The 14,072-nt window shown below is 62.0% G+C and carries 15 protein-coding genes and 5 pseudogenes; 10 read left to right on the forward strand and 10 right to left on the reverse strand.

From position 1 onward, the window contains the following. Positions 1 to 72 precede the first annotated feature (72 nt). Complete coding sequence (locus tag LZD57_RS23520) at positions 73 to 987, reverse strand: LysR family transcriptional regulator (protein ID WP_233722039.1); 915 nt, start codon at positions 985 to 987, stop codon at positions 73 to 75. A gap of 161 nt (positions 988 to 1,148) precedes the next feature. Here LZD57_RS23520 and LZD57_RS23525 point away from each other — a divergent pair, with 161 nt between their 5' ends. The 4 genes from LZD57_RS23525 (at position 1,149) to LZD57_RS23540 (ending at position 4,030) form a co-directional block, all read left to right on the forward strand. Further along, positions 1,149 to 1,769 carry a glutathione S-transferase family protein gene (locus LZD57_RS23525; protein WP_233722027.1) on the forward strand — a complete coding sequence of 207 codons (621 nt, stop codon included), beginning with the start codon at positions 1,149 to 1,151 and terminating at the stop codon, positions 1,767 to 1,769. A gap of 99 nt (positions 1,770 to 1,868) precedes the next feature. Then, a complete protein-coding gene (locus LZD57_RS23530; RefSeq protein WP_233722028.1) occupies positions 1,869 to 2,546 on the forward strand; it encodes a peroxiredoxin-like family protein in 678 nt (225 codons plus the stop codon). 51 nt (positions 2,547 to 2,597) lie between these two features. Then, complete coding sequence (locus tag LZD57_RS23535) at positions 2,598 to 3,314, forward strand: SDR family oxidoreductase (protein WP_233722029.1); 717 nt, start codon at positions 2,598 to 2,600, stop codon at positions 3,312 to 3,314. 29 nt (positions 3,315 to 3,343) lie between these two features. Beyond that, on the forward strand, positions 3,344 to 4,030 hold the full coding sequence (locus LZD57_RS23540) for an SDR family NAD(P)-dependent oxidoreductase (RefSeq protein WP_233722030.1): 687 nt from the start codon (positions 3,344 to 3,346) through the stop codon (positions 4,028 to 4,030). Between the two features lie 151 nt (positions 4,031 to 4,181). Here LZD57_RS23540 and LZD57_RS23545 read toward each other — a convergent pair. From LZD57_RS23545 to LZD57_RS23555, 3 genes and pseudogenes are all read right to left on the reverse strand, one after another. Then, a pseudogene (locus LZD57_RS23545) lies at positions 4,182 to 5,139 on the reverse strand (IS630 family transposase). Between the two features lie 80 nt (positions 5,140 to 5,219). After that, complete coding sequence (locus tag LZD57_RS23550; protein WP_338034734.1) at positions 5,220 to 5,627, reverse strand: hypothetical protein; 408 nt, start codon at positions 5,625 to 5,627, stop codon at positions 5,220 to 5,222. Positions 5,628 to 5,638: 11 nt separating this feature from the next. Continuing rightward, positions 5,639 to 5,938 carry an AbrB/MazE/SpoVT family DNA-binding domain-containing protein gene (locus LZD57_RS23555; protein ID WP_233722032.1) on the reverse strand — a complete coding sequence of 100 codons (300 nt, stop codon included), beginning with the start codon at positions 5,936 to 5,938 and terminating at the stop codon, positions 5,639 to 5,641. Between the two features lie 352 nt (positions 5,939 to 6,290). On the opposite strand from LZD57_RS23555, the pseudogene LZD57_RS23560 reads away from it, so the two are divergent. Continuing rightward, positions 6,291 to 6,862, forward strand: a pseudogene (locus LZD57_RS23560) (recombinase family protein). A 323-nt stretch (positions 6,863 to 7,185) separates the two neighbouring features. Here the strand turns inward: LZD57_RS23560 and LZD57_RS23565 are convergent. Both LZD57_RS23565 and LZD57_RS23570 read right to left on the reverse strand, forming a co-directional pair. Continuing rightward, a pseudogene (locus LZD57_RS23565) lies at positions 7,186 to 7,575 on the reverse strand (helix-turn-helix domain-containing protein); the annotation flags it as partial. A gap of 71 nt (positions 7,576 to 7,646) precedes the next feature. Next, positions 7,647 to 7,871: pseudogene (locus tag LZD57_RS23570) on the reverse strand (hypothetical protein); the annotation flags it as partial. Between the two features lie 31 nt (positions 7,872 to 7,902). Between LZD57_RS23570 and LZD57_RS23575 the strand changes: the two are divergent. Next, positions 7,903 to 8,657, forward strand: a protein-coding gene (locus LZD57_RS23575) for an IS5 family transposase (RefSeq protein ID WP_420844859.1) whose coding sequence is annotated in 2 segments (ribosomal slippage) — positions 7,903 to 8,241 and positions 8,244 to 8,657 — 753 coding nt in all. Because the reading frame shifts where the segments join, the coding sequence is not laid out codon by codon here. 63 nt (positions 8,658 to 8,720) lie between these two features. Here LZD57_RS23575 and LZD57_RS23580 read toward each other — a convergent pair. Next, positions 8,721 to 9,056 carry a helix-turn-helix domain-containing protein gene (locus LZD57_RS23580; RefSeq protein ID WP_233722034.1) on the reverse strand — a complete coding sequence of 112 codons (336 nt, stop codon included), beginning with the start codon at positions 9,054 to 9,056 and terminating at the stop codon, positions 8,721 to 8,723. A gap of 272 nt (positions 9,057 to 9,328) precedes the next feature. Between LZD57_RS23580 and LZD57_RS24285 the strand changes: the two genes are divergently transcribed. Beyond that, complete coding sequence (locus LZD57_RS24285; protein WP_420844860.1) at positions 9,329 to 9,598, forward strand: histidine kinase dimerization/phosphoacceptor domain -containing protein; 270 nt, start codon at positions 9,329 to 9,331, stop codon at positions 9,596 to 9,598. Positions 9,599 to 9,918: 320 nt separating this feature from the next. Here LZD57_RS24285 and LZD57_RS23585 read toward each other — a convergent pair. The 3 genes and pseudogenes from LZD57_RS23585 to LZD57_RS23595 all read right to left on the reverse strand — a co-directional run bounded on the left by LZD57_RS23585 (position 9,919) and on the right by LZD57_RS23595 (position 12,545). Beyond that, positions 9,919 to 11,054: pseudogene (locus LZD57_RS23585) on the reverse strand (ISAs1 family transposase). 265 nt (positions 11,055 to 11,319) lie between these two features. Further along, complete coding sequence (locus LZD57_RS23590; RefSeq protein WP_233722035.1) at positions 11,320 to 12,366, reverse strand: lytic transglycosylase domain-containing protein; 1,047 nt, start codon at positions 12,364 to 12,366, stop codon at positions 11,320 to 11,322. Between the two features lie 11 nt (positions 12,367 to 12,377). Then, positions 12,378 to 12,545: a YodC family protein gene (locus LZD57_RS23595; protein ID WP_233722036.1), complete on the reverse strand. Its 168-nt coding sequence runs from the start codon at positions 12,543 to 12,545 to the stop codon at positions 12,378 to 12,380. Between the two features lie 203 nt (positions 12,546 to 12,748). Between LZD57_RS23595 and LZD57_RS23600 the strand changes: the two genes are divergently transcribed. From LZD57_RS23600 to LZD57_RS23610, 3 genes are all read left to right on the forward strand, one after another. Next, entirely contained in the window at positions 12,749 to 13,015 is a 267-nt protein-coding gene (locus LZD57_RS23600) for a hypothetical protein (RefSeq protein WP_233722037.1), read from the forward strand. Positions 13,016 to 13,661: 646 nt separating this feature from the next. Continuing rightward, a complete protein-coding gene (locus tag LZD57_RS23605; RefSeq protein ID WP_233722038.1) occupies positions 13,662 to 13,883 on the forward strand; it encodes a hypothetical protein in 222 nt (73 codons plus the stop codon). Positions 13,884 to 13,937: 54 nt separating this feature from the next. Continuing rightward, positions 13,938 to 14,072, forward strand: a 135-nt coding sequence (locus LZD57_RS23610) for a transposase (protein WP_420844861.1), incomplete at its 3' end; no start/stop codon positions are given.

Here is a 14,072-nt window from a genome sequence, read left to right on the forward strand (position 1 = left end):
CAACATCATCCGAAGCGCAAACGATAAACACTCCCTCAAATCACGACGAAAACTTGCTGGATGGTCACCGAATTACATCGCAGAACTGCTCCAACAAAGCCTATAAAAATTTGGATTCGGAGCCCTGTCCACGAAGCTCGCAAACACGCGCGCCTTGGCGCTGGCCATGCGACCGGCCGGGAACACCGCCCAGAGGTCGAGCGGCGGCAAGGCCCAGTCTTCCAGCACGCGGCGGACGGCACCGCTCGCGAGTTCCGGCCCGAACATCCAGTCGGACGTGATCGTCAGGCCGACGTCGGCGAGCACCGCGGCGCGCAGTCCCTCCGCCGCGCTCACCCGGACGCGGCCCCGCACCGAGACCGACGCCTCGGTGCTCTCCCGGGTGAACGACCAGACATTCGGGAGCTGACTGTAGATCACGGCCTCATGGTCGGCGAGATCGGCCGGGCTTTGCGGCGTGCCGGCCTGCGCGAGATAGGCCGGCGTCGCCACCACCGAGCGACCGCCCGTCGCGAGTCTGCGTGCAACGGCGGAGGAATCGAGCAGAGCGCCCATGCGCAGCGACACGTCGACGCCTTCGGCGACTAGGTCGATCAAGCGATCGTCGAGGATCACGTCGATCTCGAGCCCAGGATGCTGTTCGAGAAAGCGCGGCAGCAGCGGCACGATGTGAAGCCGTGCGAAGGTGGTCGCCGCGGACACACGCAGACGGCCGGAGAGGCCGGCCCCGGCGCCTCTGGCCGCAAGCTCGGCTTCGTCGGCTTCTTGGATGGCGGACTTGGCCCGCTCATGAAAGCGCAGGCCCGCCTCAGTCGGCGTCAGCCCGTGGGTCGAGCGGATGAGCAACCGGACCTGGAGGTGATCCTCGAGCTGGGCGATGGTCTTGGAGACGGCAGGCTGGCCGACATTGAGAAGACGCGCCGCGGCGGAGAACGAGCCCGTCTCCACAACACGCACGAAGGTCTTCATCGACTGGTATCGGTCCACTCTGTCCTCGTCGGCCATTCCATTCCGGAATGAACTTTATTGCCCTGAGCCGGCTGCCCTGTCGAGCCAAAGCCGGGCATCTCTTTCCCACGCCTTCGGATGCACCGAAGACAGGGCAGCCGGGATCCTGCGGATCGGGCTGCCGCTCACGGGGAAGAACCATGCTTGACGTCTACGCCTTCGCCACGCCCAACAGCGTCAAGGTGCCGATCGCACTGGAGGAATTGGGCCTCGACTACACCCTCCACGCCGTCAACGTCCGCAAGGGCGAACAAAAGGCCTCTGACTTCGTCGCGCTCAACCCGAACGCCAAGGTGCCGGTACTCCTCGATGGCGATCTCGTTTTGATGGAGTCCGCGGCGATCCTGGTCTATCTCGCGGAGAAGACTGGCCGGCTGCTGCCTGCGTCGGGGACAGGCCGGGCGCGGGTGTTCGAGCAGCTCTTCTTCCACGCCTCCGGACTGAGCCCGGCCTTCGGCCAGGCCGGCTTCTTCCAGCGCTTCGCCGCCGAGCCGCAACCGATCGCAATCGAGCGCTTCGTCAGCGAAGCCAGGCGCATCGTGTCCGTCCTCGATGGCGTGCTGGCGGAACGCCGTTACGCCGCCGGCGACGCCTTCACCATCGCCGACATCGCGCATTTCGGCTGGCTCTGGCGGCGCGAGTTCGCCGGCGTCGGGCTGGAGGACGCGCCGAACCTTGCCCGCTGGTACGCCGAGATCGAGGCGCGGCCTGCCGTCCAGCGCGCCATCGCCCGCGTCAATGCGCTGGTGCCGGCCGCCTGACCAGCCACAGCCGCACGGACGCGGCCTGCCTCCAGGCGGCTGCGAGGCCCATCGGCCATCGAACATCTTATCCAAAACTTCATCCAAGGAGACATTCCCATGACCCTTCAAGCCAAGCTCGACGCCTTCAAGGCCGATTTCGAAGCCGGCAAGCCGCCCTATAACGTGCCGCCTTCGGTGATCGAGACGATGCACCGTGCGACCGCCGAGCTGATCGCCAGCGGTGCCGCCGCTCGCGCGCTCAGGGCCGGCGACACGGCACCCGCCTTCACGCTCTACGATCCGGACCACCAGCTCGTCTCTTCGACCGATCTCCTCGCGAAGGGACCGCTGGTCATCAGTTTCTATCGCGGCGTCTGGTGCCCCTACTGCAACATGGAGCTTCAGGCGCTCCAGGGAGCGCTGCCGGAGTTCGAGGCGCTCGGCGCCAGCCTCGTCGCGATCTCGCCGCAGACGGCGGCAAACAGCCGCAAGTCGGTGCGCCAGAACAGCATCGGCTTTCCGATCCTGTCCGATCCTCACAATGACGTCGCGGCGGCCTTTGGCCTGCGCTTCGAACTGCCGGACTATCTCGTCGATCTCTACAAGAGCCTGAAGAACGACCTGCCGGCCTTCAATGGCGACCCGAGCTGGACCCTGCCGATGCCGGCTCGCTACGTCGTCGGACAGGACGGCACCATCCTCTATGCCGAGGTCAACCCCGACTATACCCGCCGCCCCGAGCCCGAGGACATGCTGCCGGCGCTGCGCCGCGCCGCTACCACTGTCGCCGCCTGACCAACCGACCCGGTCGCGTCAGCGGCCGGGGCCTTATTCGCGAGAGCTCTCATGTCCCGGACTTTTCTTCTCACCGGCGCCAGCAAGGGCATCGGCCTCGCCCTGGCGCAGCGTCTCACCCGAGACGGTCACCAGGTCGTCGGCCTTGCGCGCGGTGCGTCGGCTGACTTTCCCGGCACCCTCGTCTCCGTCGACCTTGCCGACCCGCGGGCGACCGACCGCATCCTGGCCGACCTCACCAGGCGCTTTCGCTTCGACGGCGTCGTCAACAATGTTGGGCTCGTCCGGCCGCAACCGCTCGGCGAGGTCGAGCTGGCTGCGCTCGAAGAGGTGATGCGGGTCAATCTGCATCCCGCGCTCCAGGCGGTGCAGGCTCTGCTGCCCGGCATGAGGGAGCGGGGCTGGGGGCGGATCGTCAACATCTCCAGCCTCACCGTCCTCGGCTCGGTGGAGCGCACCGCCTATGCCGCGGCCAAGGCGGCCCTCGTCAGCTTCAGTCGGAGCTGGGCGCTCGAACTCGCGACCACCGGGGTCACCGTCAATGCGGTTTCGCCCGGCCCGACCGAGACGGAGCTGTTTAGAGCCAACAATGCCCCCGGCAGCGAGGGCGAACGCCGCTATCTCGCCGGCGTCCCGATGCGTCGTGTCGGCCAGCCGGACGAGATCGCCGCAGCCATCGCGTTCCTCCTGTCGGAGGACGCCGGCTTCATCACCGGCCAGACCATCCATGTCGATGGCGGCGCCTCGGTCGGCAAAGTCGCGTTCTGATCGTCGAAAACAACCTCAAGGAGACCATCATGACTGAAGAAACCGCTCTGATCGTCGGCGCCTCGCGCGGGCTCGGCCTTGCGCTGGCCGAGGAATGGCTGACGCGCGGCTTTCGCGTCATCGCCACGGCACGCGGTTCGGCGCCCAGCCTCGAGGATCTGCGCAAGCGCTTTCCCGATCGGCTCGAGGTGGAACATGCCGACGTCTTGCAGGCCGGGACCGTTCGCGACCTCGGCGCTCGTCTGAAAGATCGCCGGCTCGACGTCCTGTTCGTCAATGCCGGAATCGCCCGGTCGAACGACAAGACCCCGGTCGATGTCCAAGAGCAGGACTTCGTCGACATGATGCTGACGAACGCCCTTGCTCCCGTTCGCTCGGTCCAACTGCTGGATCATCTCGTGTCCGAAGACGGCGTCATCGCCATCATGACGTCCGAGCTTGGCGGCATTACAAACAGCACCGGCTTCTGGCCGCTCTACTCGTCGAGCAAGGCGGCGCTCAACATGCTCATGAAGGGCTATGCCGCCCACCGACCGGATGATCGGCGCGCGATGCTGCTCGTCGCACCGGGATGGGTCCGCACCGAAATGGGCGGCGAGGAGGCGACGCTGTCGATCGACGAGAGCATTCCGAAGGTCGTCGACATGATCGCGGCCAACCGCGGCAAGAAAGGGCTGAGGTATCTCAACCGCTTCGACCAGGAACTCTCGTGGTAATCTGAGGCGTGAAACCGCCCGCGACTGAGCGACGTGCCGTGCAGAGGCCGCATACGCGCGCATCGAACTGCAAGACGTGCTTGCGAACAAGCGGCAGATTCCGCGCTCAAACGCTCGAAAGTTGCCATTCCGCTCCTAGAGCGTTGGGCGTTTAATCTGCAACACAGCCTGCAGCTTTGAAGTAGTTCCAGCATTCGTCGGGTTTGAAGAGGGCGCAGATGTCGCCGACGGCCTGCCAGAGCTCGTCCAGAGTGCGGGCGGCCGCTTTGCGAAGCAGCGTCTTCAGCTTGGAGAACGCCATCTCGATCGGGTTGAGGTCGGGGGAGTATTTCGGCAGGAACAAGAACCAGGCGCCTCGCTCGGCGATGGCCTGCGCCGCCCTCGGGCTCTTGTGGACGTTCAGATTGTCGAGCACCACGACGTCGCCCGGTTCCAGACATGGCGCCAGTTGCGTGCGCACGTAGACGTCGAAAGCCGCGCCGTCCATGGCGCCCTCGATGAGCCAGGGGGCGACGAGTTCATGGCATCTGAGGCCGGCCACGAAGGGCTGCGTCCGCCATTTGCCGAACGGCGCCTCTGCCCGCAGGCGCTCGCCGCAAGGGCTGCGGCCTCGCAACGGCGTCATGTTGGTCCTCACGCTGGTTTCGTCGATGAAGACCAACCGTCCCGGTTGCCGGTGCATGAAAGGCTGGCGGCGGTCTTGCCACTCACGCCGCGCCGCCTTGACGTCGGACCGATCTTTCTCCGATGCCAGCAGCGTTTTTTTTATAGGTGAACCCTTCCTGACGAAGCAGCTTGGAGAGGTTCGACGGATCGGCCGTCACGCCGAACTGCTCTTCCAGCCAGACGGCGAGGTCCGGCATGGTGATGTCGGGCTTGGCCTTCACCTTCTCGATGATGGCGCACCGATGTGGCCCGAGCTTGCCGGACCCGGCAGGACGTCCCTGCTTGGCCGGCTCTACCGAACCGGTGCGAGCGTAACGGGCCTGAACTCTCACCGCCGTTGCGGGGGACACGTCAAACCGCGCCGCCGCCCCCCGCCGCGTCTGGCCGGCTGCAACACCGCGGACGATCCGAAGCCGCAAGTCCGATGAAACCGATTTTCCCATGGTGCGCATCCTCCCGCGCCAAGGGAATCAGAAAACGAGTCCGACCGAAACCAGGCGATTCACACTTCTTACCGGGCGCTCTAGCCCAATTTATCCACGCGCTCGCCTGCAGTTTCAGCGAAATTGCTCGACCTTAAGTCCAAGGTCGGCGGCAACCTTCGACCATGCTTTATCTGCGGTAACGACCGGGACGGAAAGCTTCTGGCCGAGGGCGAGGCACGATCGCCGTGGCTGAGGCCGTAGGGCTTGGTTAGGTCGAACATTGCGCCGGCGGTGAAGGCGAGGTTCAGGTCGAGATTCTGGACACTGAGGCCGAGCGAAAGAAACAGATCTTCCGCCTCGCTGCGGCTCGTACCGCTTTGGCACAGCTTCGAGACGGTTTCCTGCACTGTGAGCGTTGAGACTGCCGCCCCGGCCTCGATCCAGCAGTCGACCTTAGCGGCGCCCATTTCAGCGAAGGCGTAAGCGAGAATTGCCGAGGTATCAATGACTCAGGCGATCACGAGCGATCACCCGCATCGTCCGATTCCGCCGCCGGCGCCATACGGGCGATCTCACGTTCAGCCTCGACGCGCTTCTCGGCGAGAAACTCGTCCACGACGCTGACGCCGGGGCGAGCGTACTTGCTGGCGATAGCATGCGCCTTTTTGCGCCTCAGTCGGGCCGTGGTCAGCCGGACCTCATCGCCCTCCGCCTCGATCAGGACCTTATCGCCCTTCGAAAGCCCAAGTGACTTCCGAAGGTCAGCAGGCAGTACGACCCGTCCGTTCTCCTGCATCGGCAGTTCATAGAGTTTCATCACGCTCTCCGCCTGAGGGTCGATCTCAGCTTTCGGGTTCTAAGGCAGGACATAGACTGCTCAGCGTCAAGACGATCGCACGGCAATTCTGGCCAAGATCACTTAGCTAGTATCCATTGTTTTCTAAGTAGGCCGGTGAGGCTGATTATAACAAATTTTGCCTTATGAACAAAGCCTTGTTTCCTGACCTCATAACCGTCGGTGTCTTTCGTGACATCCTATCCGTGAGCCGGACTTGCCCATAATTGACCGGGTTGTGAGCATCTCTCCGGGGGGGGCGCTCACAACATAGCGTGATATCGATATGAGCATGCGCGATAAATTCACGGCCGTTTTTGATGCATTGCCATCCATGTCGCGCATTTTCGCCTATGCACGGGTCTCGACCATCGAGCAGCACACCAAAAACCAGCTCGGCGAAATTCGCGCGGCGGGTTTTGAGGTCGAGCCCCGTCGCATCGTCGCCGAAACTGTCTCCGGCTCGGTCGCCGCCTGGGAGCGGCCGGGCTTCGCAAGGTTGATCGATCGGCTGGAAGAGGGCGACATCCTCGTCGTCACCAAGCTGGACCGTTTCGGCCGCAATGCGATAGATGTGCGTAAGACCGTCGATCAACTCGACGAAGTCGGTATCAAGGTTCACTGCTTGGCGCTCGGCGACGTCGACCTCACCAGCCCGGCGGGCGCATGATCATTGGGGTCATCAATGCCGTCGCCGAGTTCGAGCGCGACCTCCTGATCGAACGCACTCAGGCTGGCCTTGTGAGGGCCAAATCCGAGGGCAAGATCCTGGACCGCCCGCCGCGTTTGACCGCGGACCAAAAGCGTGCCGTCGTCGCCAAGCTTCAGGACGGCGTCTCGATCAGCCGGCTTGCCCGCGACTATGGCGTCAGCCGTCTCACCATCACGCGCGCCCGCGACAAATAAAATGAGAGCGTGCGGACGATACTGGAAGTGCGACGGGGAGCCACAAGGCGCCACCAGCCGGGGAGCGGGTCGATGCCGATAAGGCGTGAAGACCGGCATCTCTATCCGATCGACTGCCGCGAACTGTCTCTCGTCATCCGCTTCGGCCGGGCCAAGGGGCGGTGCGAGCGCCGTGGCTAACCGCATGGCGAGACCCGACGCAACAGGAGCGAACCAAGTTACGTCCCGTCTGCGACGCCGAGCAGATAATCGCTCTCGGTCAAGGTCCGCACGGCCCGACCATCACGCTTGGCGCAGTGTCGTTCCGCGCGTTGCATGAGGCAGATTGTCTGAATGGTCGAGACCGCCAACCCGACCGTCTTGGCCATCGCTTGCGCCGTCCAATGCGTCGCCTCGTGAGGCGGTGCTTCATGGGTTAGCCGCACGATCTCCTTCACCGTTTCATCGGGAACCGGCGGCGTGCCGGATGGACGGGTCTTGTCGCGCAACAGCCCCTCGACGCCTTCAACCGTAAAGCGCTCCTGCCAGCGCCAGACCGTCGTCTTCGATTTGCTGGTCGCGGCCATGATCGCGTTCGTGCCAACGCCATCGGAGCTCATGAGGACGATCCGCGCCCGCCAGACGTGCTTCTGCGGCGTGTTGCGATCGGCGACGACCGTCTCGAGCCGGTCGCGATCACCGGCTTCGAGCTTGATGGATATTCCTTCGCGCATGCCCAAGACTCGTATGAGCAATAGCACATTGAAATCCCACGACGGACTCAGCCGTCTCGGTCAAACCACTAGGTATCGGGCGCGGAGTCGCCAATCGATCCGAAGGTCGCGAGGCCCACTGGCGGTGCGAAAGTTCCGCAGGTCAGAGCCAGAGCCGGTTCCAAAGAGAACCGGACGGGGCTTTCGAGCCAGGAGTGTTCATACTCGAACATGATCGTCTCGACGCCACGGGTGCGATTGCTCCTTGCTAGGGCCAAAACCCAATCAGGCTGTTGAAGGTGTGCAGCAAATCGGATTCCCCGTCGTCGTTTTGCGACGGAGGCGATGATGAGCAGGCTTTTCTGGCTCGACGACGAGGCATGGGCGGCCATCGAGCCGCACCTTCCGAAGAACCAGCCGGGCGCGCGCAGGGTCGATGATCGGCGCGTGATCAGCGGCATCCTGCATGTTCTGAAGACCGGCTGCCGCTGGCAGGACTGCCCAGCCGAGTACGGTCCGCCGACGACGATCTACAACCGCTTCAACCGCTGGTCCCGCCGCCAGCTGTGGAGCCGCATCCTCGAGGCTCTCGTTGCCAGGGGCGTGCTTGCGCTTTCGGCATCGATCGACTCCAGCTACGTGAAGGCGCACCGCTCCGCCCATGGCGGAAAAGGGGGGCGAAGGCGCAGGCAATCGGAACCTCGCGGGGCGGCCAGACCACCAAGATCCATGCGGTGACGGACCTCTTGGGGCGACCAGTCATTCTGCGGCTGACGGCGGGCAACGTTGCCGACATCACCATGGCCGGACCACTGCTGGACGCGGCTGGCCGGGTGCGCTGCCTGATCGCCGACAAGGGTTACGATGCCAACGCGCTGCGCAAACGTCTGAAGGCGGAAGGTGCCGCTGTCGTCATACCAGGGCGCTCGAACCGAAAGGTGCCCGTCGACTACGACGCCGTCCGCTACAAGGGCCGGTGGCGCATCGAAGCCGCCTTCTGCAGGCTGAAGGACTTCCGCCGTATCGCCACCCGTTACGACAAGCTCGCCCGAAACTTCCTCTCCGCCGTCGCTCTCGCAACCCTCGTAGCATTCTGGGTCTGAATAAGTCTGGGCCCTAGGCCGACCGGATGAATGCGTCCCGGAAGGTCGAGATGAACCTCGAAATCAGCCATCGCGCGAGGTTCCGGCCGATCGCCTCGGATGGGCATGCTTCGGCAGATCCGCGCTTGCCAGCGACTGGCCGACGACGTCGTTGCTGATATCGGCAATATCGCTCAAACCCTTTAGAAGCCCGAGCGCGTGGAGGACACCGGCATAGATCCCGATGCTGACATTGGTGTCGCCGGCCTCGATCCTCTGAAGTGTCGAGCGCGAGGTGAAGGCCCGCTCGGCCACCACGGCCATAGGCAGGCGGCGGCGCCGACGTGCGTCCTTGATGTCGACCCCCAGCTTGCGCAACGCGCGTCGCACGGAGGCAGGGGGATTGTGGGGTGTCGGCATCTGCGAACTTCGTGTCACATATCTTGCGGATATGTAGCACGAAGAATACAAAATTATAAGGCCTTTGCTGCGGAGGATCTCGTCGTGACCGACGCCCGCTCGGACTGTACGGGCAGACGGACCATCGCCAACTCGTACGCCCTTCGCTGCCTTGCCTCTTATATGCCCGCGGTGCCCTCTTCGCCCATGTCCGGCTTGCCGTCGCCGATGGCGGCGAGCGCCATCTTGGCATAGGCAAATGGGTCACTATTCCCCGCCAATCGACGTTATGTATGAGCCACCGGATCGGAAACAATCTCGCTCTCCTATCCTCGTCTCTGCTTTCGAAGGCGATGGCGTCCGACGATCCGAACGTGAAAGGAACGGTGGAGGAGGCCAACGAACGCATTCTGGCAATCGCGACCGTGCAGAGCAGGCTTTGCAATGACGTTGGCAGCGATCGGGTCGATCTAACCGATGTTCATGATGAGGGACGGAATGCCGTCCGACCCCGGTCGGGGTGTCGGATCTCTCGGCGTCGAGTCGAGGGTGAGCGCACTTAACGGCCGCGCCACGCGCCTCACCTCTACGCATGGTCTTAAGCTCGTTATGGCGGCTTCGAATTGGCGAGGGTTGAAGGGCGAAAGTCGCTTGCCGATGATCATCGCAGGCGTCAAAATCACCGATGCTGATCAATGCGCCGCCTGATCGGCGCCGTCGCCCCAAATTTGGTCATAGCTCAGGGGACTTTGACGAAGGCAAGGACGGAGCCATTCTGACGATGGGTTTACGGACTGGAAATTGCATTAGCCCCATCGGAAACATCTGCTCTCATATCATTTTGTCGTAAGACCGTCGATCACCCACGACAAAAACGACAGGCCTATCGCATTTGGCCGAGGATGGATCGAGCGAAGTCGCCGGACAGTCTGGAGCTTTTCGCGTACGGCGGATAGAGATGCCGGGCCTGGCGCGCTTGAGCATGTTGAGGGCGAGCTTTCGCAGGATGGCGAGATCTTTCGGGCTGTTGTCCTTGGGGTTGCGGGTTCGGTCTTCGTCGAAGCTCATGTCGAGCACCCGATGCAGGCTGTTCTCGATGGACCAATGCGTCCGGACCGCCGCCAAGTAGGCCCCGGGACTTAGCGGCCGCGAGGACAAGTGATAATGGCGGATGATGCTGGTCTTGCCGTGGCGCGTGACGATGGACTCGATTATGCCGAGGCAGGCAAGTCCCGGCAGAATGACCAAGTCGCCCGCCGCCAGTTTCGGCCCCCATAGCCACGACAGATCGTGGCTGACAAAGGCGCGCCGCACCGCGAAGCGGCCGTGGTCGGCGTCGGTCGTCTCGGCCGCGGGCAGGTCTGCGCGAACCGCTTAATCGGCGAAGTATTCGGTCACCGTGGCCGGCCGATTGCCCTTCAGGCACAAAAGATAGTCGCCCCCGCGATCAAGGACACCTGGGCTGTTTCCTTCTGGTAGTGGATCGCATCGGCCGTCACCAAATGGCCGGAAAGGTCTAGGCTTTTTCAGAAGGGCTCGGCCGCGACGATTTTGCTGTCGCCCTCGCCGGCGCGAAAACCCTGTTGCCCGATCACCGCGTGGGTGGCCACGGCGAACGCCGTCACCACCGTCAGCGGCGAGCGCTTCGGCGCCGTGTCGAAGGAGCCGCACAGCGTCTTGCCGTCGATGGCGATTACCCCTTCGCCAGCCATGCCCAAACGCCTCCACGAACCGCCCGAAGCAGGTGGCGAACGCCTCCTGGTCGAGCAGCCGGAACACGCGGTCGAAGGTGTCGTGGCTCGGAATCCCGTTCTCCGGGCGCGGGAACTCTTGGAACAGATCCTCCCGGTCGGCAACAAAATCGGCGAAGTCGGAGCAGCGCTCGGCGCCGCCGACCGCCGCCGTCAGGGCGATCGTCAACACCTCCAGAAGATCGTGACGCTTGGCATTGCCCGTGCGCTGATCCGCAACCTCGGCAAAGCTCGCTGTGAACCAAGGACATCGACTTTCTCCTCTCAGAGCCAGCCGACATCCGAATCCCTTCAACCCAGAAACGCTACTTCAAATCTCAAATGCGATTCCTTTGAAAACTTCATGAGCGACAGTTTTTCGGACGCTTAGTCGCTCGAAAGCCAGGGGCTGCACCGGATCGAGCCACATGGATTCCGCGGTGCACGGCTTGTCTGATTAATTCGCCTGAAACGAGAAATATGTGGCCGAAATCATGAGTGCCGATTTGCAAAAGTGACCGCATACATTCAGCGCAACCTGCCGATCGGTTTGATTAATAGTTTCGAATAACTGCACATCGTGCGCCAGATCGCTTTAGTTTTACACAAAAATGATCCGCAGAATTCTTTGAACTGAAGGCAACTTGAGCAATGTTGATATAGCGCGGTCCCGGCCCGTTCCTTGGCTGCTTCACTATTTCTGTTGCTCGGCCTCCGAGGACCCTTGGATATCGCTTTTGGAGCTGTCGGGCGAGCAGTTCCGCGACGTCCCCGCGGAAGTGTCGTGCGATTTCGACGCCCCAAGGTAGCGTCGGTCTCGCACGCTCTTGGCGACTGGCAACAAGCTTCGGCTTGGCGCCGCCGGCAATCTTGAGGCAACTTGCCGAAAAATCCTCCGCCCCATCACCGCGCTGAGCGTCGACTTCACGGCCCTCTGCCAAGAACCACTCTGGCTGGTTTCCAGTCAAAGAGAAAACATAATCCCTCGTCTCGCGAGGCAAAGACGAGCCTTCAGATATCCAACGCCGAACGCGGGACGGTCCGCCATTGTAAGCCGCCGCTGCAAGCCCCCAGTTGCCAAATTCGTGCCGAAGGTCACGAAGGTAGGATGCGGCATGCTTGACGGACTCGATCGGTTCGAACGGATCCTGGAGGCCTCTGTCGTTGGCGGTCGCGGGCATGAATTGCGCAATGCCCCGCGCTCCGGCCGGAGAAATCGCGTCGATCCGAAAGCGACTCTCCTTCCAGATCAGACTAACGAAGAACCCGGGTGCCATTCCTGCTTCAATCGCACTGGAATGGATCGTTCGACAGATTTCGTGAAGCGATGCCTGAATCGGTGTAGGACTTTCTGCTTCGGACGTGACCGGCTTTTCTCGTTGTTGAGTGGCTTTTGGAGATCCTTTGTTAGGGGGATAGATGCCAATCTCGTTGGCCGCTCCATCTCTTGTTTGAGCCGGCGCAGGCGGATCGGCGACCGCCGCGGTCGCAAAAAGGACGATGAGCGCGATTGCCTGTGCAAGACGGGTACGCGTCGTTTCGATTGTGCTCTGACCACGGATATAAATCCGAGATCTGCCACCGAACAAATCAAGAGGCACGGACTTGCTCTTCAGGAAACCTTTTTCAGCAGCGCGAACGCGAAGACGCCGGTTTGAAGCTTGTCTTCGGCAAACCAAACGCATTTCGCCCGGGGCCCCTGAATAATGTCCTCGACTGTCATGGACGGGCCGCCCGACAGTAGCTGAACGACATCGCCGACCTGCACTTGATCTGCCATGGAAGTCTCCTTCTGAGAAGGATCACTATGATCTCATGACGATAGGGAATGCAACTGCAGAGTGGCTTTCAACCCCATGCGCCTCGAGCAAATGCAATGCATCTAGGTTGTGGTTTAAAGGATCGAACGGCTCTTTGTGCAAACATGTGGCTTGATTCTCGGCATGACCGTTGATGAAATAGGGCGTCTGCGACGGGGGCGAAATGGCTCACCCTGCAGTCAGACTACCCCATCTTGACGGTCCCAATTTCGAGGACAAAACTCTGACCCTGCTGATTCTTTTCGGCTGCCTCATTCTTTTGATGGTCGGCCACGTGTTAGTAAGTGCGAAACTTCGAAAGAAAATGCGGACGCTCGAGGAGCGGGTCGCTGCGCTCGAAGGCATGAGCGGAAATGATCAACGTCAACAACTCCTCCTCGCAAATATGCGGGCCGAAATCGCTCAACTGAAGGCAGAGAGGCAGAACTGAGGTTCTGGCTGCGTTGTCGGCGTAACGCTTTGATAAGACAGATTTGTGGGCCTCTGCGGGCCCATCCTGCCGCGACACTCGGTCAGAGTGAGTCGCTCGCATCACGGTGGGTGAACGCGGCGGAGACGCTCGGCAGGAGGAGAATCGTCCCTTCCGGGACAGGTGCATCTGGTTCGACGCAGTCGCCGAGCGCCATCCGGTTCCAGGCGAAAATTCTGACCCAGGAAGCACCGAGACCAATTTCGCGGCGAGCAATTTCGGTCAACGTCTCATCTGGCCGGACTACATAGCGACGCATGTGATTCACTGATTACGGCTGACCCGGAACTCGATTCGGTCCCGGAAATTTCACAAAATGATGATCGCCTGTCCGCCGCACATCATGCACGATACCCGTTAAGCGACGGGCGCGAGGCATCTCTCGATCTGACGCGGTTTGCGGAAATTCCGCATTCATCTGGCCGAAGCCGAAAGGCAGCCTACGCCCTGTGACGCTCGGCCGAGTGTTTCGTGGACGGCAGTGGTCAGCCATCATTTCGAGACCGACGACACGGTCGTATCATCCAACACGTTTCCTGCCTCGGCTCCAAGGCGGATTCTGCTTCTGTGAAACCCAAGGGATCAGCTGGATCGAGCGTGGTTCGAGATGAGCGGTCATGACCGAGATCTTCTGCAGATCGTCGAGCTGCAGGGCAATTGCCGTCGGGCTGCAGTATCGCTCGGTCGTTTCGGTCTTGCCGCCATGACCGAGAAGGTCCGCTCGGAACTCAGCCGAGACACGATTCTGCTTCAATTCGTTCCCGAAGAAGTGGCGGGATTGGTGCGGGGTGAACCCGCATTTCTTAGAGCCCGAGCGAAAAGAAATTGAGCGATATCATGAGGTTGTGATTCTCCTTCGTTGTCGAGACGATGGGAGAAGACAATGCCGTGGGATGATACCGCTCGCCGCGAACATAGCCGCGAATGCCCTCGCTATCCAAGCGATTTGACCGATCGGGAGTGGGCGCTGATCGCGTCGATGCTGCCGCCTGCCAAGCCTGGCGGCCGACCGCGGACC

Origin of the sequence: Jiella avicenniae (assembly GCF_021390325.1) — a bacterium.
GTDB classification, from domain to species: domain Bacteria; phylum Pseudomonadota; class Alphaproteobacteria; order Rhizobiales; family Rhizobiaceae; genus Jiella; species Jiella avicenniae.